At 41.8% G+C, this 26,601-nt stretch carries 23 protein-coding genes; 19 read left to right on the forward strand and 4 right to left on the reverse strand.

Annotated features, from left to right (window positions below; genetic code table 11):
- Window positions 1-210: 210 nt before the first annotated feature.
- The 9 genes from G576_RS0110260 (at window position 211) to G576_RS0110300 (ending at window position 12,089) form a co-directional block, all read left to right on the forward strand.
- Window positions 211-1,008, forward strand: a complete 798-nt coding sequence (locus G576_RS0110260; protein WP_027974523.1) for a dihydroorotate dehydrogenase electron transfer subunit — start codon at window positions 211-213, stop codon at window positions 1,006-1,008.
- Between the two features lie 9 nt (window positions 1,009-1,017).
- Complete coding sequence (locus G576_RS0110265; protein ID WP_027974524.1) at window positions 1,018-1,959, forward strand: dihydroorotate dehydrogenase; 942 nt, start codon at window positions 1,018-1,020, stop codon at window positions 1,957-1,959.
- A gap of 330 nt (window positions 1,960-2,289) precedes the next feature.
- Window positions 2,290-3,465, forward strand: coding sequence for a tryptophan synthase subunit beta (gene trpB / locus G576_RS0110270; protein ID WP_027974525.1), 1,176 nt, complete (start codon window positions 2,290-2,292; stop codon window positions 3,463-3,465).
- A gap of 9 nt (window positions 3,466-3,474) precedes the next feature.
- Entirely contained in the window at window positions 3,475-4,473 is a 999-nt protein-coding gene (gene trpX / locus G576_RS0110275) for a tryptophan ABC transporter substrate-binding protein (protein WP_027974526.1), read from the forward strand.
- Window positions 4,474-4,586: 113 nt separating this feature from the next.
- The gene (locus G576_RS0110280) at window positions 4,587-5,453 is read left to right on the forward strand and encodes an ABC transporter permease (RefSeq protein WP_027974527.1); all 867 of its coding nucleotides are present in this window, start codon (window positions 4,587-4,589) and stop codon (window positions 5,451-5,453) included.
- Window positions 5,450-6,208 carry an ABC transporter ATP-binding protein gene (locus G576_RS0110285; RefSeq protein WP_027974528.1) on the forward strand — a complete coding sequence of 253 codons (759 nt, stop codon included), beginning with the start codon at window positions 5,450-5,452 and terminating at the stop codon, window positions 6,206-6,208. Before G576_RS0110280 ends, G576_RS0110285 begins: the two co-directional genes overlap by 4 nt.
- A gap of 253 nt (window positions 6,209-6,461) precedes the next feature.
- Window positions 6,462-8,123 carry a ribonuclease J gene (locus G576_RS0110290; RefSeq protein ID WP_027974529.1) on the forward strand — a complete coding sequence of 554 codons (1,662 nt, stop codon included), beginning with the start codon at window positions 6,462-6,464 and terminating at the stop codon, window positions 8,121-8,123.
- Window positions 8,124-8,180: 57 nt separating this feature from the next.
- On the forward strand, window positions 8,181-8,972 hold the full coding sequence (locus G576_RS0110295) for an alpha/beta hydrolase (RefSeq protein ID WP_027974530.1): 792 nt from the start codon (window positions 8,181-8,183) through the stop codon (window positions 8,970-8,972).
- 432 nt (window positions 8,973-9,404) lie between these two features.
- Window positions 9,405-12,089: a calcium-translocating P-type ATPase, PMCA-type gene (locus G576_RS0110300; RefSeq protein ID WP_027974531.1), complete on the forward strand. Its 2,685-nt coding sequence runs from the start codon at window positions 9,405-9,407 to the stop codon at window positions 12,087-12,089.
- Window positions 12,090-12,153: 64 nt separating this feature from the next.
- Here the strand turns inward: G576_RS0110300 and G576_RS0110305 are convergent, their stop codons facing one another.
- Together G576_RS0110305 and G576_RS0110310 are read right to left on the reverse strand one after the other, a co-directional pair.
- Window positions 12,154-13,011 carry a metallophosphoesterase gene (locus tag G576_RS0110305; protein WP_027974532.1) on the reverse strand — a complete coding sequence of 286 codons (858 nt, stop codon included), beginning with the start codon at window positions 13,009-13,011 and terminating at the stop codon, window positions 12,154-12,156.
- Window positions 13,012-13,172: 161 nt separating this feature from the next.
- The gene (locus tag G576_RS0110310) at window positions 13,173-14,252 is read right to left on the reverse strand and encodes a M24 family metallopeptidase (RefSeq protein WP_027974533.1); all 1,080 of its coding nucleotides are present in this window, start codon (window positions 14,250-14,252) and stop codon (window positions 13,173-13,175) included.
- A gap of 221 nt (window positions 14,253-14,473) precedes the next feature.
- Between G576_RS0110310 and ccpA the strand changes: the two genes are divergently transcribed.
- The 8 genes from ccpA to G576_RS0110360 all read left to right on the forward strand — a co-directional run bounded on the left by ccpA (window position 14,474) and on the right by G576_RS0110360 (window position 23,074).
- Window positions 14,474-15,475, forward strand: a complete 1,002-nt coding sequence (ccpA, locus tag G576_RS0110320; protein WP_027974534.1) for a catabolite control protein A — start codon at window positions 14,474-14,476, stop codon at window positions 15,473-15,475.
- Between the two features lie 100 nt (window positions 15,476-15,575).
- On the forward strand, window positions 15,576-16,613 hold the full coding sequence (locus tag G576_RS0110325) for a glycosyltransferase family 4 protein (protein WP_027974535.1): 1,038 nt from the start codon (window positions 15,576-15,578) through the stop codon (window positions 16,611-16,613).
- Window positions 16,614-16,628: 15 nt separating this feature from the next.
- Window positions 16,629-17,960, forward strand: coding sequence for a glycosyltransferase family 4 protein (locus G576_RS0110330; RefSeq protein ID WP_027974536.1), 1,332 nt, complete (start codon window positions 16,629-16,631; stop codon window positions 17,958-17,960).
- Window positions 17,961-18,246: 286 nt separating this feature from the next.
- Complete coding sequence (locus G576_RS0110335; protein WP_027974537.1) at window positions 18,247-18,576, forward strand: nucleoside triphosphate pyrophosphohydrolase family protein; 330 nt, start codon at window positions 18,247-18,249, stop codon at window positions 18,574-18,576.
- Between the two features lie 17 nt (window positions 18,577-18,593).
- A complete protein-coding gene (gene thrS, locus G576_RS0110340; RefSeq protein WP_027974538.1) occupies window positions 18,594-20,546 on the forward strand; it encodes a threonine--tRNA ligase in 1,953 nt (650 codons plus the stop codon).
- Window positions 20,547-20,851: 305 nt separating this feature from the next.
- Window positions 20,852-21,376, forward strand: coding sequence for a hypothetical protein (locus G576_RS0110345; protein WP_027974539.1), 525 nt, complete (start codon window positions 20,852-20,854; stop codon window positions 21,374-21,376).
- A 635-nt stretch (window positions 21,377-22,011) separates the two neighbouring features.
- On the forward strand, window positions 22,012-22,386 hold the full coding sequence (locus tag G576_RS0110355; RefSeq protein WP_027974540.1) for a CidA/LrgA family protein: 375 nt from the start codon (window positions 22,012-22,014) through the stop codon (window positions 22,384-22,386).
- Window positions 22,379-23,074 carry an LrgB family protein gene (locus G576_RS0110360; protein ID WP_027974541.1) on the forward strand — a complete coding sequence of 232 codons (696 nt, stop codon included), beginning with the start codon at window positions 22,379-22,381 and terminating at the stop codon, window positions 23,072-23,074. The genes G576_RS0110355 and G576_RS0110360 overlap by 8 nt, the downstream gene beginning before the upstream one ends.
- A 62-nt stretch (window positions 23,075-23,136) precedes the next feature.
- Here G576_RS0110360 and G576_RS0110365 read toward each other — a convergent pair whose 3' ends face one another.
- Window positions 23,137-24,219, reverse strand: coding sequence for a DEAD/DEAH box helicase (locus tag G576_RS0110365; RefSeq protein WP_027974542.1), 1,083 nt, complete (start codon window positions 24,217-24,219; stop codon window positions 23,137-23,139).
- A 142-nt stretch (window positions 24,220-24,361) separates the two neighbouring features.
- Here G576_RS0110365 and udk point away from each other — a divergent pair, with 142 nt between their 5' ends.
- Window positions 24,362-24,985: a uridine kinase gene (gene udk, locus G576_RS0110370; RefSeq protein WP_027974543.1), complete on the forward strand. Its 624-nt coding sequence runs from the start codon at window positions 24,362-24,364 to the stop codon at window positions 24,983-24,985.
- Window positions 24,986-25,066: 81 nt separating this feature from the next.
- Complete coding sequence (locus G576_RS0110375; protein ID WP_027974544.1) at window positions 25,067-25,828, forward strand: GA-like domain-containing protein; 762 nt, start codon at window positions 25,067-25,069, stop codon at window positions 25,826-25,828.
- A gap of 225 nt (window positions 25,829-26,053) precedes the next feature.
- Here the strand turns inward: G576_RS0110375 and G576_RS0110380 are convergent, their stop codons facing one another.
- Window positions 26,054-26,494 (reverse strand): MarR family winged helix-turn-helix transcriptional regulator, encoded by a 441-nt coding sequence (locus G576_RS0110380; RefSeq protein WP_027974545.1) that lies wholly within the window; start codon window positions 26,492-26,494, stop codon window positions 26,054-26,056.
- Between the last annotated feature and the right edge of the window lie 107 nt (window positions 26,495-26,601).

Consider the following 26,601-nt stretch of genomic DNA (forward strand, 5'->3'; position numbering starts at 1 on the left):
TATACCAAAAAGTAACATAAAATTCTGCTTTGACAAGTTCGAACAATTACGGTATAATACCCCAAACGTTAATAAACCTTTAAGACGTCCAGAGAGGCGGCAAGGTAGAAAAAGCGCTAAATTCAGTTAAGATTTTAGGCTGTTTTTGTGCGCCAGCGACCTTGTTCTCATGGACAAGGTCTTTTTTTGCATAAAGAAAGTGAGGTAAGGATGGGTTCGGCATTTTGTAAAAAATCAGTTTTGAAAGAAGATATGACTATTGTCAGTCAAAGAGAGATTGCTCCAAAGATTTTTGAAATGGTGCTTTCAGGAAAGATGGTTGAGGAGATGAGAGCAGGACAGTTTTTGCATCTGAGGGTTCCAGACCCTTCGAAATTGCTGCGCCGTCCAATTTCTATCTCTGAGATTGACAGGGAAATGGGCAGAGCGACGCTCATCTATCGAGTGGAGGGGGCTGGAACGGAAGTTTTGTCAAAACTTACGACTGGCGACCGAGTTGATACCATGGGACCTCAGGGGAATGGTTTTGATTTATCGGTTATCAGCAAAGATCAGACAGCGCTCCTGATTGGTGGTGGCATTGGTGTTCCACCTTTACTTGAGACGGCTAAACAGTTGGCAGCTAAAGGGGTTAAAGTGACTTCAGTCATCGGCTTTGCCCATAAAGAGGCTGTGATTTTAGAAGAAAAGCTGCGCCAATACGGTGATGTTTTTGTCACAACTGATGACGGTTCCTACGGTATCAAAGGTTATGTGTCCACTATCATCGATGGTTTTGATTGGGTGGCGGACGCCATTTATGCCTGCGGTGCACCAGGCATGCTCAACTATGTAGACAAAAAATTTGAAAAGCATCCACATGCCTTCATATCTATGGAAGAACGCATGGCCTGCGGTATGGGGGCCTGTTACGCTTGCGTTGTTCCACTCAAAAATGCCACCGAATCTGCTAATAAACGTGTCTGTGAGGACGGCCCTGTCTTTCCTACAGGCACTATCGTCTTATAGGAGCTTACTATGACTGACAATCGTTTGAACATTTCCCTACCAGGACTTGACCTGAAAAATCCTATCATTCCAGCTTCTGGCTGTTTTGGTTTTGGACAAGAGTATGCCAAATATTACGACTTAAACAAACTCGGCTCTATCATGATTAAGGCAACGACCCGTGAACCACGATTTGGAAATCCTACGCCTCGAGTTGCCGAGACACCGTCTGGTATGCTCAATGCTATTGGCCTTCAAAATCCAGGTGTTGATGCTGTCCTATCTGAAAAACTGCCTTGGTTAGCGCAGCATTTTCCAGACCTTCCCATCATCGCCAATGTGGCAGGTTTTTCAAATGAGGAATATGCCTATGTGTCTGCTCAGATTTCCAAAGCGCCAAATGTCAAAGCTATTGAACTCAATATTTCCTGTCCCAACGTGGATCATGGCAATGCAGGGCTGCTAATTGGACAAGTCCCAGAATTAGCTTACGCGGCGGTCAAGGCAGCCGTTGAAGTGTCTGAAGTGCCAGTCTATGTTAAGCTGACCCCAAGTGTTGCCGATATAACAACGGTCGCAAGAGCTGTTGAAGATGCGGGGGCAAGCGGTCTAACCATGATAAATACCTTGGTCGGCACACGCTTTGATTTGAAAACGCGAAAACCCATCATTGCCAATGGTCAGGGTGGGATGTCCGGTCCGGCAGTTTTTCCTGTAGCTCTCAAACTTATCCGCCAAGTTGCACTTTCAACCGACCTTCCCATCATTGGTATGGGAGGTGTGGATTCGGCTCAAGCTGCGCTTGAAATGATGATTGCAGGTGCCTCAGCTATTGGGGTGGGAACTGCTAATTTCACAGATCCGTTTGCCTGTCCAAACATCATCGCTGACCTACCAAAGGTGATGGATAAGTATGGCATAAGTGACTTAGAAAGTCTCCGAAGAGAGGTTCACCAAGAGATAAAGCGTTAAAATTTCTCATAATTGCCAAAAAATTTAGAAAATTTATGATAAAGGGCTTGCAATTTCAAAAAATTAAGTTATAATTAAGAAAATCAAACATGAAAGGAAGCTAAGACATGAAAACATTCACATCTGCAAACTGGCAAAGCTGGCGTCTGTAAAGTTGTGTTTATGTTTTGGCATAGATACGACTTTTGGAGTACTTCAAAAAAGTATCTGTGCCGCTTGTCTTGGGTTTATCCATAAAAGAAAAGCGTCATAGGAAACTAGGCGCTTTTTTGCATACCTCCTTTATCATTAATCGATAGCCTAGTCTCAACAAAGAAAGAAGGAAAAGTTATGACAGAAAAAGGTTTTTACGGTGAATTTGGTGGTTCTTTTGTTTCAGAAGAAATTCAAACATTGCTTAATGAACTAGAAGAAGTATTTGAAAAGTATCGAAATGATGAAGACTTTTTAGCTGAGTATCAATATTACCTGACGGATTATTCGGGTCGAGAAACCCCGCTCTACTTTGCAGAAAGTTTGAGTAATCATCTTGGTGGTGCCAAAATTTATCTAAAACGTGAAGATTTAAATCACTTAGGCTCACACAAGTTAAATAACGTTTTAGGGCAAATTCTCCTAGCAAAACGCATGGGTAAGACCCGTGTGATTGCTGAGACAGGTGCAGGTCAACATGGTGTAGCAACAGCGGCAGCAGCAGCCAAATTCGGCATGGCCTGTGATGTCTACATGGGTGCTGAGGATGTGAAACGCCAACGCCTCAACGTTTTCCGCATGGAAATGATGGGAGCTAGGGTACACGCGGTTGAAGCTGGTACAGCTACTCTTAAAGAAGCAGTAGATGCTGCTTTTGCTGCATGGATGGCTGATTTGGATGCCTTCTATGTACTTGGCTCTGCAGTTGGACCACACCCTTACCCTAGTATCGTGCATGAATTCCAAAAAATCATTTCTGAAGAATCTCGTCAACAGATTTTGGACAAGGAAGGTCGTCTTCCAGATGCAGTCATTGCCTGTGTCGGTGGTGGTTCAAATGCTATTGGAGCCTTCTCACAATATGTTGCTGATGAAACTGTAGCTTTGATTGGAGTTGAAGCGGCTGGACACGGTGTTGACACGGAGAAACACGCTGCAACCATGACCAAGGGAAGTGTTGGCATCATTGATGGGATGAAGACCATTGCCCTTTTTGAAAAGGATGGCTCTGTCGCACCTGTGTACTCCATTTCAGCAGGTTTGGATTATCCAGGAGTTGGTCCAGAGCACGCATTTTTGAGAGAGAGTGGTCGTGTCACTTATGTACCTGCTACAGATGATGAAGCGGTTCAAGCTCTGCTTTTGCTCTCAAAAACGGAGGGAATAATCCCAGCTATTGAAAGTTCCCATGCCCTAGCAGAAGCTATCAAACGGGCTCCTCAGATGACTAAGGATCAAATTATTATTGTAAACCTCTCTGGACGTGGTGACAAAGACGTTGCAGCTATTGCAGATTATTTAGAAAATAAATAGGAGAACAGGATGAAAAATAAAGGACTTATCGGGACACTTATTGCCATTGCGCTTCTGGTTGGCTTTTCGTTTATTTCTAAGGGAAATGGCGGAGCTGAAAAAGCGTCAAAAAATCAGGTGGTTAAAATTGGTATTTTACAGTTTGTTACCCATGATGCTCTGGATGCTATTAACCAAGGAATCGTCGATGGTTTGGCTGACGCGGGATATGAAGGAGCGACAGTTGAGCTGACGCAGATGAATGCAGAGGCAGATCAAAGCAAAATCAAAACGATGTCAGATCAACTGGTTAAAGATAACGACTTAGTTATCGGAATTGCGACGCCAGCGGCACAAGGTCTAGCTAACGCAACCAGTGACATCCCAGTAGTTATGGGAGCCATTTCTGACCCAGTCGGTGCAAAATTGGTCAAAAATTTAGACAAACCGGAAGCAAACGTTACGGGAACCTCAAACCAAGTGCCTATCAAACAAGGGGTGGAGCTCATCAAACAAGTCACTCCTAATGTAAAAAAAGTGGGTGTCCTTTACGCAAGTAGCGAGGATAATTCTGTGTCGCAAGTTAAAGCTTTCAAAGAATTTGCGACTGAAGTTGGCATAGAAGTTATTGACTTTGCTGTGCCATCAAGTAATGACATCGCTGCGACCATGAGCGTAGCTGTAGGTAAGGTAGATGCCATCTTTGTTCCTCAAGATAACACTATTGCGTCAGCTTTTCCAACTGTCATCAGCGCGACCAACCAAGCTAAGATTCCGGTTTATTCTAGCGTTGATACCATGGTTGCTCAAGGCAGTCTAGCTGCTATTTCTCAAAGCCAATATGAACTTGGCCGTGAAACTGCTAAAATTGCTGTCAAACTTTTGGCGGGTCAAGAGGTAAAAAATGTTCCAGTCAATGTCATTGATACTGGGACACCGATTGTCAATCCTAAGGCAGCCGAGCTTTTAGGGATCAGCCTTCCGAAAGAGGTTCTGGAACAAGCGGATGTTCTTGAGACGTCAGAGTAAGGTCAGTTTGTTCCTCATTTTTTAAATAATAAGCAAAATTTAACAGAAAGGATTGCTCGGCTTATTCCTCTGAGCTGGGCAGGGGACTGAGTTTTGTCCCTAATATCTTCATTATGATTATTTCAGCCGTATCGCAGGGGCTTCTGTATGGTATTTTAGGATTAGGTATTTACCTGACTTTTAGGATTTTAAACTTTCCAGATATGACAACGGAGGGCTCCTTTCCACTTGGAGCAGCAGTGACAGTCACTCTGATAAATCAGCAGGTTCACCCTTTGTTGGCGACGCTGGCTGGTATGTTGGTGGGGTGTTTGGCTGGTTTGGTGACAGGGCTTCTTTATACCAAAGGGAAAATTCCGACAATCTTATCAGGGATTTTAGTCATGACTTCTGCTAATTCAATCATGCTTATGGTGATGGGTAGAGCAAACTTGGGACTTTTGGGAAAGAAAACCCTGGTTGATTTGTTGCCTTTCAGTAAAGACGCTAATTTTCTAGTGCTTGGCTTGGTTTCTGTTGCTCTGGTGATTGCCTGTTTGATTTTCTTTTTGCACACGCGACTAGGACAGGCTTATATCGCTACGGGAGATAACCGCGATATGGCAAAGAGCTTTGGTATCAACACGGATGGTATGGAAGTGATGGGTTTGGTCGTTTCAAATGGAATCATTGCACTGTCTGGTGCTTTGATTGCTCAGCAAGATGGCTACGCGGACGTTCAAAAGGGGATTGGTATTATCGTTGTCGGTCTAGCAAGCATTATCATTGGGGAAGTTCTTTATAACAATTTAACCTTATTAGAACGCCTCATTGCCATTGTGGTAGGAAGTATCTTGTACTGGGCTTTGATTACGACGATTCTTGCTCTTGGTTTTAACAGTAACTACCTTAAAATATATAGCGCCATCGTACTTGCGCTCTGCTTGATTTTCCCAACTCTTAAAGCAAAATTTTTCAAAGGAGTGACCTTATCACGATGACAAAAATTGTAGAACTCAAAAATGCAACGGTCCGTGTCAACAACGGTTTTGATGACTTTAAGACGATTTTAGATGATGTTAGTCTGGATATTTACGAACATGATTTTCTAACCATTTTGGGTGGCAACGGCGCTGGTAAGTCAACTCTCTTTAACGTGATTGCTGGGACACTTATGCTAACAAGCGGAAGTATCCTTATCATGGGTGAGGATGTGACCAATTTGCCTGCGGAAAAGCGCGCCAAATACCTATCACGTGTTTTTCAGGATCCTAAAATGGGAACGGCCCCTCGTATGACTGTTGCTGAAAATCTTCTCATTGCCAAGTATCGTGGTGAGAAGCGCAGCCTTTTGCCAAGAAAAATCCACGACTTTTCTGAGGAATTTTTACGCCTTTTGGCTAAAACTGGCAACGGATTGGAGCGTCATTTGAATACGCCAGCAGGTCTTCTATCTGGAGGTCAAAGGCAGGCGCTCAGTCTTTTGATGGCAACATTGAAACGCCCAGAACTTTTGCTTCTGGATGAACACACCGCTGCCCTTGACCCCAAGACCTCATCTTCCCTCATGGCCTTGACTGACACCTTTGTGAATCAAGATCAGCTGACTGCGCTCATGATAACCCACCGTATGGAGGACGCTCTTACTTATGGTAATCGGGTTTTGGTTATGAAGGATGGAAAAATTATCAAAGAGGTGTCAGCAATCGAAAAAGCTCAAATGACTATTGCTGATTACTACAAAATATTTGAATAAGAAAACAGGTCTGTCTTTGGCAGACTTTTTACATCTCTTTTCAGAAAAAAATCACTAAATATGGTATAATACAATGGACTGTAATTCGACTTACCAACCACTTTCTACGTGGACGTAAGGAACGTTTGTAAACTTATTTAACTAATTTAACGAGAAAGGAGAGTTTAGTTAGTAACTCTAACTGAACGGGGAACCTTTGGCATTTGTAGTAAACATAGATTAGGAAATCCAAAGTTCCCTTGTATCTCAACATATGAGTGACATTAAAATTATTGCTTTAGGTGGAGTTCGTGAAAACGGGAAAAACTTTTACCTGGCTGAAGTCAACGAATCCATTTTTATTTTGGATGCTGGTCTTAAATACCCAGAAAATGAGCAACTGGGGGTTGACGTGGTTATCCCAAATCTGGAATACTTAGTGGAAAATAAGGAACGTGTGCAGGGCGTTTTCTTGACACACGGACATGCCGATGCAATCGGAGCTTTACCTTATCTCTTGCAAGAAGTTAAGGTTCCTATTTTTGGTTCGGAATTGACCATTGAACTAGCAAAATTGATGGTTAAAAATAACAATGCAACTAAGAAGTTCAACAATTTCCATGTGGTTGACAGTGCAACTGAAATTGAGTTTAAAGATGCGACAATTTCATTCTTTAAAACCACTCACTCTATCCCTGAGAGCTTGGGTATTGTCGTGGGGACTGATCGGGGAAATATCGTCTATACAGGCGACTTCAAGTTTGATCAGGCTGCACGCAAATTTTATGAAACCGATTTAGGGCGTCTGGCTGAAATCGGGCGTGAAGGCGTCCTTGCCTTACTGTCAGACTCTGCCAATGCAAGTAGTACGGCTCAAGTTGCTAGCGAGGCTGAGGTTGGGGTTGAGATGAATAATGTCATCGAAGAAGCGCAGGGACGCGTTATTGTGGCTGCGGTTGCTTCCAACTTGGTTCGTATTCAGCAGGTCTTCGATGCAGCTGCTCGTTTTGGTCGGAGAGTTGTTCTGACTGGTTTTGACGTTGAGAATATTGTTCGAACAGCCATTAAACTAAAAAAATTATCGGTTTTTAATGACCGTTTGATTATCAAAGCCAAAGACATGAACCAGTACGAGGATCATGAGTTGATTATCCTTGAGACAGGACGTATGGGTGAGCCAATCAATGGTTTGCAAAAAATGGCACTTGGTCGCCATCGCTATGTTCACATCAAGGATGGAGACTTGGTTTATATCGTAACTACTCCAAGTATCGCTAAGGAAGCAATGGTGGCGCGTGTCAACAACCTAATTTACAAGGCCGGCGGTTCGGTCAAGATGATTACGCAAAATTTGCGCGTGTCGGGTCATGCTAATGGTCGTGATTTGCAACTGATGATGAACCTGATAAAACCAAAATACCTCTTCCCGATTCAAGGAGAATACCGTGATTTAGCTGCCCATGCTAAATTAGCCGAGGAAATTGGAATCCTTCCAGAAAACATTTACATCGTGAAACGCGGTGATATTATGCACCTGTCCGACCAAGGATTTCTCCATGAGGGAGGTGTCCCAGCAGCAGATGTTATGATTGATGGAAATGCTATCGGTGATGTGGGTAATATCGTCTTGCGTGATCGCAAAATCTTGTCAGAAGATGGCATTTTTATCGTTGCTTTAACGGTCAACAAACGCCATAAGAAAATCATTTCAAAAGCAAGGGTTCACACACGCGGTTTTGTCTATGTCAAGAAAAGTCGTGATATTATGCGAGAATCTGCTGAATTGGTCAATACCACAGTTGAAAATTATCTAGCTAAGGACAACTTTGATTGGCCAGAATTGAAGGCAGCGGTTCGCGATGACCTCAGTAAATTCCTTTTTGATCAGACAAAACGTCGCCCAGCGGTGCTACCTGTTATCATGGAAGTGCGCTAAATCATTGGCAAACAGTGCCTAAGGTAAGGCTGTTTTCTTGAAAAGAAAGAGGGAAATATGGCTACATTTGAAATAGAATATCAATCAGCTGTGCTGGATATGGTGCGCCATGTGTCGGTCATTTATCCAGATGCGGCTGAGGTAACAGCAGAAGAAGCTGCATCAAGGGATATCCCTGTGCTTTATCTCTTACACGGAATGGGTGGAAATGAGGACTCGTGGCGTAAACGAACTGCCATTGAACGCCTTTTACGTCATACCAATCTAATTGTCGTAATGCCGACAACCGATTTGGGCTGGTACACCAATACGACCTATGGACTCAATTACTACGATGCTATCGCAAAAGAATTACCTAGGGTTATGCAGCGTTTCTTTCCTAATATGACGACAAAGCGGGATAAAACCTTTATTGCAGGGCTTTCTATGGGTGGGTATGGTGCTTTTAAAATTGCCTTATCTACAAATCAATACAGTTGGGCGGGCTCATTTTCAGGTGCCATTGGAATTGGTTTGGACCAGCAAGACTTAACGCATGCAACTGGTGCAGAGGGAGCTTATTGGAAGGGCGTATTTGGCGATATCAGTCAAATATCAACATCTGAACATGTCTTAACAAACCTTATAAAAGACCATGATAAGAAAACGAAATTCTATGCTTGGTGTGGTGAGGAGGATTTCCTTTATCAGGCGAACCAAGTTGCAGTACAGCAGTTTAAGAAAGCAGGTCTTGATTTAAGCTATGCACATGCACCAGGTAAGCACGAATGGTACTACTGGGAAAAACAATTAGAAGTTTTCTTGGAAATGCTACCGATTGCATACGTCAAAGAGGAGAGATTAAGTTAAAGTGTACACAGTGAAAAGAATTCACTAGAAGCCTTAAGGAAATTTTCGTGTGTCTAAAATTTCAGGCTCTATAATCTCCATGATAGTTTTGGTTTATCCACTATAGAAATTATAGAGCTCTTATTCAAATCTTATCTTCTTGTCGACTTAAATCGATTGTAGATAGAAATAGTCTACCGTTATTTTTTGATTCTTATCTAGTATCTCTTTGAGAAGTTATGTAAAGGATTTTCATCCAGATAAAAGCAGAGAAAACTTGTTTTTTTCCTGCTTTTTTTATATAATTATTAACTATCAAGGGAGTAGCAGACGGGAGAGCCCGTGATTATGTCGTCACTACGAAAATGATTTTCCGGCATGATCTTAAACAGCGAGACTTGTTCAAAAATCAAACAGGTTTTTTTATTTGGAAAAACCAAGGGAGGAGACATTATGTCTAAAGAACAAAAACGTCAGGCGTATTTTACGCAGACGGAAGATGCTGTGCTTTCAGCCTTGCAGACATCTAAAAAGGGTTTGTCAAGCGAAGAAGCAGCAAATCGCTTGAGCCAGTATGGCCACAATGAGCTTGATGAGGGTGAGAAACGCACCATCTGGCAGAAATTTCTGGACCAATTCAAGGATTTGATGATTATCATCTTGCTAGCCGCTGCTGTCCTTTCTGTAATCACAGAAGGAACAGAAGGAATGACTGACGCCATTATTATTCTTTTGGTTGTTGTCCTAAATGCTGGTTTTGGGGTTTATCAAGAGGGTAAGGCTGAAGCTGCTATTGATGCTCTCAAATCCATGTCCAGTCCTGTCGCACGTGTTCGCCGTGATGGCCATGTTAAGGAAGTTGATTCAAAAGAGTTGGTTCCAGGTGACGTTGTTATGCTTGAAGCAGGTGACGTTGTCCCTGCAGATATGCGCCTTTTAGAGGCTGCGTCTCTTAAAATCGAGGAAGCTGCATTGACAGGAGAATCTGTTCCTGTTGAAAAAAATCTTGATGTAACCCTCAAAGAAGATGCAGGTCTTGGTGACCGTGTTAATATGGGGTATCAAAACTCAAATGTTACTTATGGCCGTGGTATAGGGGTTGTTACCAATACGGGTATGTACACAGAAGTAGGTCATATTGCCAGCATGCTGGCAAACGCAGAAGAAACGGATACGCCACTCAAGCAAAACCTGCATCACTTGTCTAAGATTTTGACTTATGCCGTTCTTGTCATTGCAGCAATTACCTTTGTGGTTTCTGTTTTCGTTCGTAAGGAAGCTCCGCTTGCAGCCCTTATGACAGCAGTTGCCCTTGCTGTAGCAGCTATTCCAGAAGGGTTGCCTGCGGTTGTTACCATCGTTTTATCCATGGGAACACAGGTTCTTGCCAAACGCAATTCCATCATTCGTCAGCTTCCAGCTGTTGAGACACTTGGTTCTACAGAAATTATTGCCTCAGACAAGACAGGTACCTTGACTATGAACCAAATGACCGTTGAAAAAGTTTACTACAACGGACAAGTTTTTGATGCGACAGATGACATTGCTAAAGATAACATGACTCTTCGTGTCATGAACTTTGCTAACGATACCAAAGTTGACCAAAATGGCAAACTGATTGGTGATCCAACAGAGACAGCACTGGTACAGTTTGGTTTTGACCATACTTTTGATGTTCGTGAAGCTCTTAAAGCTGAGCCTCGTGTGGCTGAATTGCCATTTGACTCAGAGCGTAAGCTTATGTCAACCATTCATAAGATGGCTGATAATCAATTTTTGGTAGCTGTAAAAGGTGCCCCAGACCAATTGCTTAAACGTGTGACTCAAATCGAGGAGAACGGTACAATCCGTCCTATTACTGACGCGGATAAAGCAGCAATCCTCGCAACTAATAAATCTTTGGCTAAAGAAGCTCTTCGTGTCCTCATGATGGCTTATAAGTATGAGACAAGCGTTCCAACGCTTGAAACAGAGGTTGTTGAAAATAATCTTATTTTTGCTGGTTTGGTTGGTATGATTGACCCAGAACGTCCAGAAGCAGCGCAAGCAGTTCAAGTGGCTAAAGAGGCTGGTATCCGTCCAATCATGATTACAGGGGACCACCAAGATACAGCGGAAGCTATTGCCAAACGTCTTGGGATCATCGACCCTAACGATACGGAAGACCATGTTTTCACGGGTGCTGAACTTAATGAATTGTCTGATGAAGAATTCCAAAAAGTCTTCAAACAATACTCGGTTTATGCCCGCGTTTCTCCAGAGCATAAGGTTCGTATTGTAAAAGCTTGGCAAAATGAAGGTAAAGTGGTTGCCATGACTGGTGACGGTGTCAACGATGCCCCATCTCTGAAAACAGCTGACATTGGTATTGGTATGGGTATCACAGGTACAGAAGTTTCTAAAGGGGCTTCTGACATGGTTCTCGCTGACGACAACTTTGCGACTATTATCGTTGCCGTTGAAGAAGGGCGTAAGGTCTTCTCAAACATTCAAAAGACTGTTCAATATTTGCTTTCAGCCAACATTGCGGAAGTTCTCACCATCTTCCTTGCTACCTTGTTTGGTTGGGATGTGTTAGAGCCAGTTCATCTTCTTTGGATTAACTTGGTAACAGATACTCTTCCAGCGATTGCTCTTGGTATGGAACCTGCTGAGCCTGGTGTTATGACCCACAAACCTCGTGGACGTAATTCAAGCTTCTTCTCAGGTGGTGTCTTGGGAGCTGTTGCTTACCAAGGACTCATGCAAGGTGCTTTGGTCTTGGGTGTTTATGGCTATGCCATCTTCAATCCAGTCCACCTTGGAGATAAAGCCATTCACGCTGATGCACTAACTATGGCTTACGCAACGCTTGGATTGATCCAGCTGGTACACGCCTTTAATGTTAAATCTGTTTATCAATCTATCTTTACAGTTGGTCCATTCAAAAATAAAACTTTTAACTGGGCAATAGTTGGCTCCCTTATCCTATTGGTTGCAACGTTGACCATCCCATTCTTGGAAAAAATCTTCCACGTGTCCCACCTTGACTGGCACCAATGGATTGTGGTTCTTATCGGTTCATTCTTAGCTCTTGTTATTGTAGAAGTTGTAAAAGCAGTGCAACGTGCGCTTGGACAAGATAAAAATGCAATCTAAATTTAAAAGAGAGAGTAAATACTATTGCTCTTAGCAAAAATCAGCTCCACATGGGGCTGATTTTTTAGATGTCAAATAGTGTTATGGATTTTTCAAATTCCTCTGCCAAGTGGTTTTTCAGGTGGTCTTGAAAATCAGCTCGTTTTTTAACCAAATGATAGCGTTTAGACAGATTCCAAGTCCCACTTGGGTTGAGATGAGCATTTTGGTTGACAAAATCAATGGTCAAATCCCATTCGCGAACGTAACCCAAGGGGCGTGAATGATAGCGGATGCCATCAATGGTTTGACTACCATAGGAGCGATGGGCATGGCCAAAGACCACATCTGTGACTTGATATTTTGTAAAGATGTCATGAAATACTTGAGAGCCTAGAAAGGCGTTAAAGGGTTTAAAGATTTCATGGGTCATGGTAAAACGACTGTGGGGAACAAAGTGCATGGCGATGATGACGGGTTTTATTTGTTCAGCTAGGAGACTTTCTAGTTGCTGGCTTATTTTCACGGTCAGTTCTGGATCAGATAGTGATTGCTTAAGTCGTCTATCAAACCAAAAGCTGTTTTTGAAACGAAGATTTTCAGCTTCGGTTTTATCTGGTGAAAAGGAGTAGTCATACCAGCCGTGGAAGGCTAGAAAGACCTTATCACCTAAGTCATGGATTTGAAAGTCCAAGGCTTTGATGGTTTTTTCTGTTAAATCAAGCATATCGTGATTTCCAAGGTTATAGGTTATCTTGAAATGCTCTGCCATTTTTTCAAAAAAAGGAAGGGAGCTCTCATAGTAGTGATTAGAAATATCTCCAGCCATGTGTAGCCAGTCAACATCTTTCTGCTTGAGGGTGCTAATGAGTGTGGCTGTTTCAAAATCACCAAAGTTGTTGAGGTCAATATGAAGGTCGCTCATGATTGCAAGTTTAGTCATAGAAAAATTGTAGCACAAATGATGAGAAGAGGCTGAGCAAAAAGTCCTAAAATTGTTAAAAGGCTTAAAATCAAGGATGTAGTAGCCTTAATTTTAAGCCTTTTCAAGATTAATTTATGATGTTGAAAAGATGAGGATCATTTTTCCTTCTCTTTAGAAAATTAGAAGTAAAGCAATTCTTTTGGCGTCTTGGTAAAGACTTCAAATCCCGTTTTCGTTACGTAACCACAGTCTTCAATGCGGACACCGACTTTTCCAGGGATATAGATACCAGGTTCAACAGAGAAGCACATGCCTTCTTGAATTTCCATATCATTTCCTGCCATGATGGATGGAAATTCATGTACATCCATGCCGAGACCGTGTCCTAAACGGTGGTTGAAGTACTCTCCGTATCCAGCTTTTTCAATCACCTTTCGAGCAGCAGCATCAACTTCAGATGCAGTCACACCGGGCTTGATAAAGTCTTGGGCTGTTAGCTGAGCTTCAAGGCAAATGTTGTAGATGTCTGTTTTGAATTGATCGGGTTTTCCAACCGCCACAGTGCGGGTCATATCAGAAGTATATCCTAGAGTTTCCACGCCCAGGTCAAACAAGAGAAGAGCATTATTTTCAATCTTGTTTGTTCCAGGAATCCCGTGAGGGTTTGCGGCATTATTGCCTGTCAAGACCATGGTATCAAAGCTCATTTTGTTAATGCCCTGCTTTTTCATTTCAAACTCAATCTGGGCGATGATGTCAGTCTCGGTCACATCAAGTGAAATGTTATCAAAACCGACTTGAACAGCCATGTCAGCATATTTACCAGCCACCAACATTTTGTCAATCTCATCAGCTGATTTAATCAGACGCATCTGCTGGAGAGCGGGTGTCAGGTTGACAAAATCACCAGAAAAGACCGTTTGCAGTCCTTTATACTTAGAAACATTGAGGTTGTCGAATTCGACAGCGACTTGTGGGTAGTCTGTTTTCGGTAGCACGGCTTTGATTTTCTCCCAAGGATTTTCAGAATCTTGATAACCTACAACTGGGAAATCGACGGTAAGCTCTGCCCTTGCCACATCAAGTGCTGGAAGAAAGAGAAGGGGGCTCTTATCAGCAAAAACAAAGAGGTACATGTGACGTTCGTGGGGATCGGCTAAGTAACCCGTCAGGTAATTGATGGAAACAGGATCAGACAAAACTGCAGCGTAAACCTGTTCTTGCTCAAGAGTTTTAGTTAGTTGGCTAATTTTTGACATGAAATTCTCCTTTTGTTTGGATTGACTTTAAGCCAAGTCCAGGTAATCTACATCTATTCTAGGACAAAATGGCAAAAATGCAAGTTTTTTCTGAAAGAAATCTAAAACTACAAGATTTTGTCGTATTTTTTGGAAATTTTGAAAGATATCACTTGAAAGTGTTTACAAAAGGTGATAAAATATGATGAAAACGATATTTTCACATAGAAAGGAAATTCAATATGAGTACAGATGATACAATTACGATTTATGACGTTGCCCGTGAAGCTGGTGTTTCTATGGCTACGGTCAGTCGTGTTGTTAATGGAAATAAAAATGTCAAAGAAAACACTCGTCAGAAAGTCTTGGAAGTTATTGACCGCTTGGATTACCGTCCAAATGCTGTGGCTCGTGGCCTGGCTAGCAAGAAGACAACGACAGTTGGAGTTGTTTTACCAAATCTAGCAAATAGCTACTTTTCCATTCTTGCTAAAGGGATTGATGATATCGCGGCCATGTATAAGTACAATATCGTCCTTGCTTCAAGTGATGAAGATGATGAAAAAGAAGTTGCAGTGGTCAACACCCTCTTTGCTAAGCAAGTTGATGGGATTATCTTCATGGGGAACCACCTGACGGATAAGATTCGCGCTGAGTTTTCTCGTTCCCGCACACCAGTTGTTCTAGCTGGTACGGTTGATTTGGAACACCAACTACCAAGTGTAAACATTGATCATAGCGCAGCTGTTGCTGATGGCATCAAGTTACTAGCTACTAGACATAAGCGTATTGCTTTCATTTCAGGACCACTTATCGATGATATCAACGGTAAGGTGCGTCTAGTTGGTTATCAGCAAGGTCTTGCAGCAAATGGTTTAGAATTTGACGAAGGTCTCGTGTTTGAAGCTAACTATAAATATAAAGAAGGCTTCGCCCTTGCTCAACGTGTCCTAAATGCCGGTGCGACCGCAGCAGTTGTTGCTGAAGACGAATTGGCAGCTGGGCTTTTAAATGGACTCTTTGAAGCTGGTCAGTCAGTGCCAGAGGATTTTGAAATCATTACCAGCAACGATTCGCCAATTGTGAATTACACACGCCCAAACTTGACTTCTGTTAGTCAACCAATTTATGACTTGGGAGCAGTTGCTATGCGTATGTTAACCAAAATCATGAACAAAGAAGAACTGAGTCAAAAAGAAATCGTCCTCAAACACGGTATCAAAGAACGTGGGACAACTAAATAAGCTTAATAAGCCTAGAAATAGGCTTTTTATTGATTGCTAAGACCTCTCCAAGTTTGGGTGGTGTTTTACTTTTATCTTAAAAAAAGCTATAATTAAGGTTATGAATGAAAAGTTATTACGTGTTAATATGTTGAGCTCCAGCGAGAAAGTTGCCGGACAAGGTGTCTCTGGAGCTTATCGCGAATTGATGCGTCTGCTACAGAGAGATGCCAAAGATCAGCTTATGATTACGGAAAATCGATTAGTTCGAGCTGATATTACCCACTATCATACTATTGACCCGCTTTTTTATCTCTCTACCTTTTTCAAAAAAAGGGTAGGGCGACGTGTAGGGTACGTTCATTTTCTGCCTGACACCTTGGAGGGCAGCCTTAGAATGCCAAGCCTTTTTCAAAAAATTTTGGGAAAATATGTCACCTCTTTTTATAATCGTATGGACCACTTGGTGGTAGTTAATCCAAGTTTTATTGATGATTTGGTTGCCTTTGGCATCGCGCGTGACAAAATTACCTATATTCCTAATTTTGTCAATAAGGAGAAGTGGTATCCTTCCTCTGAGGAAAAAAGGCAGAGCATACGAAGCGAATTGGGTTTAAATGATGATGATTTTGTTGTTTTAGGTGCTGGTCAGGTACAAAAACGTAAAGGTATTGACGATTTTGTAAGGTTGGCAGAAGAATTACCTCATATTAAATTCATTTGGGCAGGTGGTTTTTCATTTGGTGGGATTACAGATGGTTATGATCATTACAAGAAGATTATGGATAATCCCCCAGCTAATCTTACCTTCACTGGAATCGTTGAAGCCGATCGAATGCGCGAGTTATATGCGTCGACAGATTTGTTTTTACTGCCAAGTTTTAATGAACTGTTTCCAATGACTATCTTAGAAGCGGCTTCTTGTGGGGCACCGATTATGTTGCGTGATTTGGAACTTTACAAAGTTATCTTAGAGGGAGACTATCAGCCAGCTACTGATAGGACAGCTATGAAAAAAGCTATTGAGCACTTGTCTCAAGATAGCACCGCTTTGTCCCAATTAAAAGAAAAGTCTGGACACATTTCAGTTCAGTATTCACAAGAGAGACTCCTGCAAGTATGGATTGATTTTTACAGAGAGCAGGCTAAATTGAGGTAGAATAAGGAGAAGTAAATGCGGATAGGTTTGTTTACAGACACATATTTGCCACAGGTTTCAGGTGTGGCAACCAGTATTAGGACGCTCAAAAAAGAGTTGGAAAAGTCTGGACATGAGGTCTATGTTTTTACCACCACAGATAAAAATGTCAAACGCTATGAGGATCCGACCATTATTCGACTTCCCAGTGTTCCGTTTATTTCCTTTACAGATCGTCGTATTGCTTATCGTGGTATTATGACCTCTCTCAAAATTGCTAAGAGCTACAAGTTGGATATCATCCACACACAGACGGAATTTAGTCTGGGGCTTTTAGGAAAAATCATCGGCAGGGCGCTTAAGATTCCAGTTGTGCACACCTATCATACCCAGTACGAGGACTACGTGGGCTACATTGCTAATGGCAAACTTATACGTCCAGGTATGGTCAAATATATTGTGCGTGGCTACCTCAATGATCTTGACGGTGTCATTTGTCCTAGTCGAATTGTACTTGATCTGTTAGACGATTATGCGGTGAAAATTCCTAAGCGGATTATTCCAACGGGTATTGATTTAGAGCGCTTTGTCCGTGACGATATTAAAGAGGAAGAGTGGCTGGCACTGAGAGACAGGTTGGGAATTTCTAGGAACGAGACCATGTTACTCAGTGTTTCACGAATTTCCTCTGAGAAAAATATCCAAGCTGTTCTTGACAGTCTGCCAGAAGTCTTGCGTGAAAATGACCGCATAAAGCTAGTCATCGTTGGTGACGGTCCTTATCTGGATACTTTAAAAGAACAAGCTAAGCAATTGCAAATCACGGATAATCTTATATTCACAGGTATGGTCAGTCCCGATGAAGTCGCTCTCTACTATAAGGCATGTGATTTCTTTATCTCAGCTTCAACTAGCGAGACGCAAGGTTTGACTTACTTGGAAAGTTTGGCTAGCGGACGCCCTATTATTGCCCATGGGAATCCTTACCTTGATGATTTGATTGAAGATAAGGCTTTTGGAACGCTTTACTACTATCCTTCAGACTTAGCGTCAGCTATTTTAGACGCTATTATAAGCACTCCCCAAATGACGAGTGAGCAGTTAGAGGAAAAACGCTGTGCTATTTCTGCTGAACATTTTGGCAAGACTGTTTATCAGTTTTATCTAGATGTCATCATCTCCAAAAGCACACAGACCACCAGAAAACGTGAAAAACTATCTCTGACAGTTGATAAAAATGATGGCGAACCAAAGTTGACCATTGAGACAGAAAGTCGTATTTTTCCTCAACGCTTAGCTAAGAACACAGCTCAGGTGGTCAAAGCTCCTTTGAAATTAGTCAAAGGTATTCGTGATTTCTTGGATTAGGCGAGAGATAGCTTTTATACTTGAAATTTAAGAAAAACTTGCTATAATACTTTGTAGAGACTTATCAATTCTAGGAAATCTTTGAGAGAGTGTGCGGTCGGTGCAAGCACATAGAGGATAGGATTGACACTACTCGGTATGATTTTATGCAAACATAAAAGGGTGGTTCCCTTATCGCCAATCTGAGGTAGTCAGGCTTTTTAGCGTGACTGCGAATGAAGGTGGAACCACGTTACGACGTCCTTTTGCGAGGGCGTCGTGTTTTCTTTTTTGACAAAATAAGGAGATGAAGTTGACCAGCATTCCACAAGAAACGCTTGATCGTTGCCTAGCTATTCGTAAGGTTTATAGAGAGTTGGAACTCAAGCACCACGACAAAGAGTGGTCCATTGAGGAAGACCTCCTGGCTTTGACCAATGATATTGGCAACATGAACCGCCTGATTATGACCAAGCAGGGTCGTTACTATGACGAAACACCCTATACCTTGGAGCATAAAATGGCTGAAAATATCTGGTGGTTGATTGAATTAGCTGACCGCCTAGATATTGATATTCAAAAAGAAATGGAAACCTTTTTAGCTCAAAAAGAAGAGTTATTGGGGATTAAAAAATAAATAAAAAGGAGATAAATATGCTTAAAATTACTTTCCCAGATGGTGCTGTTCGTGAGTACCAGGCTGGTGTGACAACTTTTGAAATTGCGGAGAGCATCAGCAAGTCTTTGGCGAAAAAGGCGCTTGCTGGTAAGTTCAATGGTAAATTGATTGATACCACTCGTGCTATTGAAGAGGACGGCACGCTTGAAATCGTAACGCCTGACCACGAGGATGCCTTGGACATCTTGCGTCACTCAGCGGCTCACTTGTTCGCCCAAGCGGCTCGTCGTCTTTTCCCAGACATCAAGTTGGGGGTTGGTCCAGCTATTCAGGACGGTTTCTACTATGATACGGACAATGCGGCTGGTCAGATTTCAAATGAAGATTTGCCACGCATTCAGGAAGAAATGATGAAGATTGTCAAGGAAAACTTCCCTTCAGAACGTCGTGAGGTGACTAAGGAAGAAGCTCTTGAAATTTTCAAAAATGATCCGTACAAGTTGGAATTGATTCAGGAACACTCGGATGACGAGGGCGGTTTGACCATCTATACCCAAGGCGAATACGTTGACCTCTGCCGTGGCCCACACGTTCCGTCAACAGGCCGTATCCAGATTTTTGAATTGCTCAATGTGGCTGGTGCATACTGGCGTGGTAAGAGCGAAAATCCAATGATGCAACGTGTTTATGGTACAGCTTGGTTTGACAAGAAAGACCTGAAGGCCTATCTTCAAATGCGTGAGGAAGCCAAAGAGCGTGACCACCGTAAACTTGGTAAGGAATTGGATCTCTTCATGATCAGCCAAGAAGTTGGTCAAGGCTTGCCATTCTGGTTGCCAAATGGAGCGACCATCCGTCGTACCTTGGAGCGTTACATCACAGACAAGGAATTGGCTTCTGGTTACCAGCACGTTTACACACCACCATTGGCTTCTGTTGAACTCTATAAGACTTCGGGTCACTGGGAGCATTATTCAGAAGATATGTTCCCAACTATGGACATGGGCGACGGTGAAGAGTTTGTTCTACGTCCGATGAACTGTCCGCACCACATTCAAGTTTATAAAAACCATGTGCGTTCTTACCGTGAATTGCCAGTGCGTATCGCCGAGCTTGGTATGATGCACCGCTATGAGAAGTCAGGTGCATTGACTGGTTTGCAACGGGTGCGTGAGATGACTCTCAACGACGGTCATATCTTTGTCACACCTGAGCAAATCCAAGAAGAGTTCAAAAAAGCTCTCCAGTTGATTATCGATGTGTACGCAGATTTCAACCTAAACGACTACCGTTTCCGCCTGTCTTATCGTGACCCAGAGGACAAAGAGAAGTACTATGACAACGATGAGATGTGGGAAAATGCCCAGCGGATGTTGAAAGGTGCCATGGATGAAATGGGCGTGGACTACTTTGAAGCTGAGGGTGAAGCTGCCTTCTACGGTCCGAAATTGGATATCCAAGTGAAAACTGCTCTTGGTAACGAAGAAACCCTGTCAACCATTCAGTTGGACTTCCTCTTGCCAGAACGCTTTGGTTTGACTTATATCGGTGCTGATGGTGAGGAGCACCGTCCAGTTATGATTCACCGTGGTGTTATCTCGACTATGGAACGCTTCACAGCCATCTTGATTGAAACCTACAAGGGTGCTTTCCCAACTTGGTTGGCTCCAACCCAAGTGACTATGATTCCAATCTCTGTGGAAGCTCACTTGGATTATGCTTGGAAGGTTGCCAAGGAATTGCAAGACCGTGGCGTTCGCGTACACGTGGATGAACGGAACGAGAAGATGCAATACAAGATCCGTCAGAGCCAGACCAGCAAGATTCCATACCAGCTCATCGTCGGTGATAAGGAAATGGAAGACAATGCAGTCAACGTTCGTCGCTACGGAAGTAAGGCAACGCAAACTCAGTCTGTATCAGAATTTGTGGATCATATCCTAGCAGATATTGCCCGCAAATCACGTCCAGCTGAAGCAGCTGAATAAATAAAGTAAGAAGTCTGAAAGGGCTTCTTTTTTGGTATAATAGTCAAGGAAAGTGAACGACAAACGCATGAAGAAAAGAGTTCCAATAAATTTCTGAAATAAAAAAATTTATTCTGAAAAGTTAGGCAGTCAAGAACAATAGTTACAGAAAGCAATCTTTTCAAGAGCTATTGATAGACAAGAAACCAAATATTTTTGAGTAAAATTTCACAAAACACCTAAAAATTTAGACTTTTGATATTTTCAAAACTTTTTCAATAAATGATTTTCTTCATGCGTTTGTCCTGAGGGAAGTGGTGGTTATAATGAAAAGAGTAATAAAAGTTATTGTCGGTCTGATGTTAGGAATCGTTGGTTTCTTTATTGTCATAATAGTTGGTTTGTATCTCTTATTTAGTCCCAAGGCAGCTAGTCAAGAGGAACTGGCCTTGTATCAAAGTATGCTTGAACAAGGTATGCAGTCCTATGGTTTCACTGGGGAGGTAGAGTTGACAAAATTTCGTCCTATTGCCATTGGTAACCCATGGGATGTTTTAGAGTATGATTATACTGAAGTTGTGGATGGTCAGTCGATTACACTTCAATCTTCCGATACCTTGGTCAATGACCAGATTGAAGGTAAGGAAGAATTACAGGGAATGCTAAGTATGGCTGCATATTTTCACGATAGCCCAAGCAGTATGTTACATCAATTTGATGGTATTGTGGACCAAGCCATGTGGCATCAGCCGAGAGGTAAGAAATTGCTGAAACAGGCACAGAAAGCTTTTAAACCCATGGAAGAGAAAGACTTCACTTTGTATGAAGTGGATGGTAGGATTAAAAACTAGGATGAGAAATTAAGTCCGTTTTATCAGAAGGTAGAAGAAAATCGCCTCAATGGTGGTGCATTCGCTGGCTTTTACGATATAAGTTTAGATTGGTTGATGGAAAAAGAGCTAGCTGTAATTGAAGTTGAATTTTTAAATACCAAAGACTTGGGCTCTGAAGAAGACTTAGATGTGGAAGAAATATCAGCTAAATAAAAGCAACTAGTGGTTAATTTACGACAAAAGGTAGAATCATTTGACTATTCCAAGGTTGAAGATGGTAGCTATCGAATTGGTTTTCGAAGACCTGAAGTACAAAGTACGGATTTTTTTGTAACTATTAAGGTTAAAGAACACCAATTAACATTATTAAAAATGGAATTTTAATCAAAAAGAACTTCTGATTTGATCCCTACCCCAAAAGTTAGACAGAAAAAATCGAACTTTTGGGGTGTTATTTTTTCTATAGGTGACAGATAAAGTGGCAGACAGCTGTGATTTTTAGCGAAAAGGAAGAAAACAGGGACTCTGGATATATCTATCGTATGATTGAAAATCGTTTCTTCTGTAAGGATGTTTGAAAATACCTATGAAATGACTTGAAAAATATTTCAATAGGAGTAAACTAGAGGTAGCTTAGTGAAAGAGGTAATGGTGTGAAATACTATGTTCAGTTAATGATAATTCTACTTTTTGCTCTTGCGGGTGAAACAATCAGTACCATTTTTAAGTTGCCAGTTCCAGGGTCTATTATTGGTTTAGTGTTACTCTTTTTAGCTCTGCAATTTAAGCTCATTCGTCTGAGGCATGTTGACCGTGTGGGGCAGTTTTTATTAGCTAATATGACTATTTTATTTTTACCAGCAGCTGTTGGAATTATGGAGCGCTATAATTTGGTAGCTCCTAACATTTTACCAATTCTTTTGATTATTGTAGGAGCTTTAGTCCTCAATATTACTGTCATTGTCTTTGTAGTGCGATGGATCAAAAATCATTTTGAGGGTAACTATGAGGAGGTTTACCATGACTGAAATTTTTTCAAACCCTATGTTTGGTTTGACTGTCAGTATTAGTGCCTATTTTTTGGGGGTCTTGATTTTTAGACGTTTCCCACATCCGCTAACGACGCCCTTGTTGTTAGCGACGCTATTTGTCATAGCTTTTTTATTACTGACAGGTATCTCCTATGATGACTACTATGTAGGCGGCTCTTACCTTAATACTTTGATTGTCCCCTCAACGGTAGCCTTGGGGATTCCCCTATATAAAACATTTCACTTAATGAAACACCATTATAGGAGTATTCTGTTGGGAATTTTCATTGCTACAGTTGTTAATACAATTTATACTGCGTTGGTAGCCAAGTTTTTTGGTATGGACTATTTTTTGGCAATTTCTCTGTTTCCAAAATCAGTTACGACAGCTATGGCTGTTGGTATTACAGGTAAGATGGCAGGTATTACAACCATTACTCTAGTCGTAGTAGTGGCTACAGGGATTCTGACTAGTGTATTGGGACCGCTTGTCCTAAAATGGCTAAAGATTGAAGATCCTGTTGTCATTGGTCTTGCCTTGGGAGGTACGGGACATGCAATTGGAACTGGGGCTGCTATGAAATATGGTCAGGTTGCGGCTGCCATGTCTGGTCTCGCAATTGGGGTGACCGGGATTTGCTATGTGATTGTCAGCCCAATTGTTGCGGGAATTATTTTGAATTGAACTGCGAAAAGATCGTCTGGTTGAAAGAGTGAGTGGTCCTAAAAAATGAGCTGGTTACCAGCTCATTTGACTTTTAATTGTTGATTTTTCAGGATAACTTCAGAGACCTTGGCAAACTTTTTCAATTTTTTCAGGTCTTCCGGGTGAGTGACAAAGGTAATCACGCTACCTGATTTCCCCATACGACCCGTACGACCAGAGCGGTGGGTATAGACTTCTTTGTCACGTGCTACATCAAAGTTGATGACTACTTCAAGATTTTCAATGTCAATGCCACGCGCCACCAAGTCAGTCCCTAGAAGAAGTGAAATATCGTGATTTTTGAATTTCTCCAAGATAACCTTGCGGAATTTAACGTTGACGTCACTGGCAAGTGAAAGGGCAGAGCTTCCCGCAAATTGCAGGCGTTCTTCGGCAGCACCAAGGTCTGACAGGTTGTTGAAAAATACAAGACCACGAAAATCAGGGATATTGGAAAACTTGCGAAGCATTTCCAGACGGTCGCGTTTATCTACTTGAATGTAGTAATGACTGATGGTATCTAATTTTTGATCAGATAAGTCAACAATTTTTGTCTTTTCAGCTAAAGCCCAAGCCTCAACCTTGCTAGTTGCTGACATGTAAATCATCTGGTGATTACGTGGCACATAGCTGATAATATTTTTGACAAAATGATATTGGGAATCACCCAAAAGTTCATCGAATTCGTCTAAGATGATGGTGTCAACAGCCATCATTTTGATTTTTTTCAGTTTAACCAGTTCAAAGACACGGCCAGGGGTTCCGATTAGGATTTCAGGTCCTTTTTTCAGGCGTTCGATTTGGCGTTTTTGACTTGACCCTGAGAGAAAAAGCTGCGCAGTTAAGCCGATTGGTTCAGCCCATTCTTTAGTGACGTCGAAGATTTGTCCAGCTAATTCAGTATTTGGTGCTAGGATAAGTAGTTGTTGTGATTTTTTTGGCTTCAGCTTGAGAAGTGCTGGTAAGAGGTAGGCAAGAGTTTTGCCAGTCCCCGTAGGGCTTATGCCCAGCAGATTTTCCCCAGAAAAAATGGGCTCAAAAATCTCTTTTTGAATGGGGGTTAGCTCGGTAAAACCAAGGGTTTCTAATTTTTCTTGCCAAATAGTTGGAAAATTGTAATGCATAAAGATGTCCTTTTAAAATTCTTCTTTCCCATTATAGCATGATTTATGATAAAATATGACGAAGAACATTTTTGTAAGGAGGAGAGTTGTTCAGTTTTTTTTAACTGAACAGGCCCTTTATTCGTGAGGGCTTAGACATTTTATGCGTAAAAAACCTATTATTATTGGTGTTACTGGTGGTTCAGGCGGGGGAAAAACGAGTGTCTCGCGTGCTATTTTATCGAATTTTCCAGATGAAAAGATTGCTATGATTGAGCACGATTCTTACTACAAGGATCAGAGTCATCTTACCTTTGAGGAGCGTGTGACGACTAATTATGACCACCCTTTGGCCTTTGATACGGATTTGATGATTGAGCATTTGAGTGAGTTAATTGCTGGTCGTCCAGTGGACATTCCTATTTACGATTATACTCAGCACACTCGTAGCGCCAAGACTTATCGCCAGGAGCCTCAGGACGTTTTTATCGTGGAAGGGATTTTGGTTCTTGAGGATAAAAGGCTGCGCGATTTGATGGATATTAAATTATTCGTTGACACGGATGATGATATCCGTATTATCCGCCGTATCAAACGGGACATGGAAGAACGTGGGCGTAGCTTAGATAGTATTATTGAGCAGTACACCACTGTTGTTAAACCCATGTACCATCAATTTATCGAACCAACCAAGCGCTATGCAGATATTGTCATTCCAGAGGGCGTTTCAAATGTGGTAGCCATTGACCTGATTAATACCAAAATAGCGAGTATCTTAGGAGAATAAACTAGGCATTTAGCGAATTATTTGTCATAAAAATGCTTAAATGGTAAAATAATATCACCATAACTGTTTTGGAGATATGATGTGGACAGAGAGAAGAAGAAACACATTTTTGCGATTGTAGGTATCCTAGCTTTAATCCTAGCGATTTTAGCGCTCTTTCGTTACCGACAAGTACAGCTTGATTCACAGCGCGTTGCCATTGAGAAAAAAGTGACACAGATGTCACAAGACAAACTTCTGAGTAAAGCTGAGGAAGCAGTCAAACAGCTTGAAGCTGACAAAAAAGAAGAAAATATCGCAAAGGCTCAAGAGGCTGTTGATGCCATAACAGACAAGGATAGCAGAGAAAAACTTCAAAACCGTATCAAGGCTGTCAAAGCTGAACTAGCTAAAAAAGCCGAGAACGAAAAGCTTCAGGCTAAGGCTGAAAAAGCGGTAAAAAACGTAGAAAATCATCCGTCACAAGAAAATGTCTCTTCTGCCCAAGAAGCTGTTAATAAGGTGCTTGAGAAAAAAGTGAAAGAAGGCTTACAAGCCCGTATCGACAAGATTAAGAGTGCTCTTTCAGACTATGAACCAGAAAGTCTGTACCAAAGCACAGTGACAGAAGTTGTCGAGCCAGTAGAGCCTCAAGAGGTCTTCTCAGAAATAGAGACACCAAGTACACCAAACAGAAGTCCACAATCGGAGGCTAACTCGAATAGCTCGACAAATACAAACACAATCCCCAACGTCGAAACGACATCAGCACCATCAGAAACCACTATTGCCCCATCGCAACCAGAAACGAGCGAAGTAGTCCCTCCAAGTGTTGAAGAAGTTACTGGAACTAGTGGTCATTAAAACATTTGAAACTTTAAAAGAGAGCTGGACAAAAATCGGGAAATCGGCATTTTTGCCGATTTCCCGATTTTGTTGTCCAGCCTCCGCACAGTTGATTAGGAAGGTTGTTATCCATTGTGTAGCAAGGAATAGGATTTTCCAATCACCACTGCACCCAAATGCCTATCTGCAATCATGTTAAAAGGCTGGGACTCATGTCTCAGCCTATTTGTGTGCTCTAAGGGATTATTGGTTAAGATAATCTTGTAAACGATGAATCAGTTCTTGATTTTGCTGGATATAATGCTGAGATTTTTCCTTGGTTAGACCTTCAATTTGGCGAAAACAGGTCAGAAGTTTTGCTTCTAACTGTTCCTGTAAGGCCATGCCTTTTTCTGTGACGCAGAGAAAAAGCTGGCGCTTATCTTGTTTGGGTGTCAGGCGCTGGATATATCCCTTATCCTCTAATCGTTTGAGGAGAGGAGTCAGAGTGTTACTAGCCAAATCAAGCTCTTTCCCTAACTCTTTCAGGGTCAGCGGAGCCTTTTCCCAAAGCACTAGCAGAACGAGATATTGGGTGTAGGTCAGGTCAAATTCTTTGAGGTTTTTGAGGTAAAACTGATTAAAGAGTTTATTGACCTGGTAGAAAGAATGGCAAAGCTGCTGGGAAAAATCGTAGTGAGACATCGTGGTTCCTTTATCCTATTTTTAATCGCTTGCGATAAAAAATTATAGCATAAATCATTTTTCTTGACAATTAAGACGATAAATCTTAAAATATTAAACAATCGCAC

Origin of the sequence: Streptococcus porci DSM 23759 (assembly GCF_000423765.1) — a bacterium.
GTDB lineage: Bacteria > Bacillota > Bacilli > Lactobacillales > Streptococcaceae > Streptococcus > Streptococcus porci.

What these genes read in the sequence shown, in the direction of transcription:
- G576_RS0110330 (WP_027974536.1), top strand. Translation starts at nt 16,629, where the DNA reads ATGCGGATAGGTTTGTTTACAGACACATATTTGCCACAGGTTTCAGGT.
- G576_RS0110335 (WP_027974537.1), top strand. Translation starts at nt 18,247, where the DNA reads ATGAAGTTGACCAGCATTCCACAAGAAACGCTTGATCGTTGCCTAGCT.
- thrS (WP_027974538.1), top strand. Translation starts at nt 18,594, where the DNA reads ATGCTTAAAATTACTTTCCCAGATGGTGCTGTTCGTGAGTACCAGGCT.
- G576_RS0110295 (WP_027974530.1), top strand. Translation starts at nt 8,181, where the DNA reads ATGGCTACATTTGAAATAGAATATCAATCAGCTGTGCTGGATATGGTG.
- udk (WP_027974543.1), top strand. Translation starts at nt 24,362, where the DNA reads ATGCGTAAAAAACCTATTATTATTGGTGTTACTGGTGGTTCAGGCGGG.
- G576_RS0110285 (WP_027974528.1), top strand. Translation starts at nt 5,450, where the DNA reads ATGACAAAAATTGTAGAACTCAAAAATGCAACGGTCCGTGTCAACAAC.
- G576_RS0110280 (WP_027974527.1), top strand. Translation starts at nt 4,587, where the DNA reads ATGATTATTTCAGCCGTATCGCAGGGGCTTCTGTATGGTATTTTAGGA.
- G576_RS0110325 (WP_027974535.1), top strand. Translation starts at nt 15,576, where the DNA reads ATGAATGAAAAGTTATTACGTGTTAATATGTTGAGCTCCAGCGAGAAA.
- trpB (WP_027974525.1), top strand. Translation starts at nt 2,290, where the DNA reads ATGACAGAAAAAGGTTTTTACGGTGAATTTGGTGGTTCTTTTGTTTCA.
- G576_RS0110365 (WP_027974542.1), bottom strand. Translation starts at nt 24,219, where the DNA reads ATGCATTACAATTTTCCAACTATTTGGCAAGAAAAATTAGAAACCCTT.
- trpX (WP_027974526.1), top strand. Translation starts at nt 3,475, where the DNA reads ATGAAAAATAAAGGACTTATCGGGACACTTATTGCCATTGCGCTTCTG.
- G576_RS0110290 (WP_027974529.1), top strand. Translation starts at nt 6,462, where the DNA reads ATGAGTGACATTAAAATTATTGCTTTAGGTGGAGTTCGTGAAAACGGG.
- ccpA (WP_027974534.1), top strand. Translation starts at nt 14,474, where the DNA reads ATGAGTACAGATGATACAATTACGATTTATGACGTTGCCCGTGAAGCT.
- G576_RS0110260 (WP_027974523.1), top strand. Translation starts at nt 211, where the DNA reads ATGGGTTCGGCATTTTGTAAAAAATCAGTTTTGAAAGAAGATATGACT.
- G576_RS0110300 (WP_027974531.1), top strand. Translation starts at nt 9,405, where the DNA reads ATGTCTAAAGAACAAAAACGTCAGGCGTATTTTACGCAGACGGAAGAT.
- G576_RS0110310 (WP_027974533.1), bottom strand. Translation starts at nt 14,252, where the DNA reads ATGTCAAAAATTAGCCAACTAACTAAAACTCTTGAGCAAGAACAGGTT.
- G576_RS0110360 (WP_027974541.1), top strand. Translation starts at nt 22,379, where the DNA reads ATGACTGAAATTTTTTCAAACCCTATGTTTGGTTTGACTGTCAGTATT.
- G576_RS0110345 (WP_027974539.1), top strand. Translation starts at nt 20,852, where the DNA reads ATGAAAAGAGTAATAAAAGTTATTGTCGGTCTGATGTTAGGAATCGTT.
- G576_RS0110265 (WP_027974524.1), top strand. Translation starts at nt 1,018, where the DNA reads ATGACTGACAATCGTTTGAACATTTCCCTACCAGGACTTGACCTGAAA.
- G576_RS0110380 (WP_027974545.1), bottom strand. Translation starts at nt 26,494, where the DNA reads ATGTCTCACTACGATTTTTCCCAGCAGCTTTGCCATTCTTTCTACCAG.
- G576_RS0110305 (WP_027974532.1), bottom strand. Translation starts at nt 13,011, where the DNA reads ATGACTAAACTTGCAATCATGAGCGACCTTCATATTGACCTCAACAAC.